The sequence below is a fragment of the Listeria sp. SHR_NRA_18 genome, from assembly GCF_003856515.1.
GTDB classification, from domain to species: Bacteria; Bacillota; Bacilli; order Lactobacillales; family Listeriaceae; genus Listeria_A; species Listeria_A newyorkensis.
Window position 1 is genome coordinate 1 of record NZ_QPKR01000062.1, and the last position, 449, is coordinate 449.

Below are 449 nucleotides of genomic sequence, written 5' to 3' on the forward strand. Positions count from 1 at the left end.
GCGTTTCACACAGCCAGATAGGGGAATTGCCATTGGCGTCACATTCGGTGAGCGTGGCGTGAGCCGGGCTATGCGCTACACTGGGCGGCAAGTTTGTTGGCGTGCTGAATTGGGGAGAGAAATTGTGCGTATTGGTATCGATCTGGGTGGCACTAAAATTGAAGTGATTGCATTGGCTAACGATGGGGCAGAGCTGTTCCGTCATCGCATTGCCACCCCTCGTCATGATTATCAGCTGACGCTAGAAGCTATCTGCGGGCTGGTGACGCTGGCGGAGGAAAAAACCGGCCAGCAAGGCTCGGTGGGCGTGGGGATCCCCGGGACGCTGTCGCCCTTTACCGGCCTGGTAAAAAATGCCAACTCCACCTGGCTGAATGGTCAGCCGATGGATAAAGATCTTTCTGCCATGCTGCAACGCGAAGTGCGGCTAGCCAACGATGCCAACTGCC

General features: G+C 56.3%; 1 protein-coding gene. It reads left to right on the top strand.

Annotation, left to right across the window (positions count from 1 at the left end; all coding sequences use genetic code 11):
* Positions 1-124: 124 nt before the first annotated feature.
* Positions 125-449, top strand: a 325-nt coding sequence (locus tag DUK53_RS17140) for an ROK family protein (RefSeq protein WP_124893248.1), incomplete at its 3' end; no start/stop codon positions are given.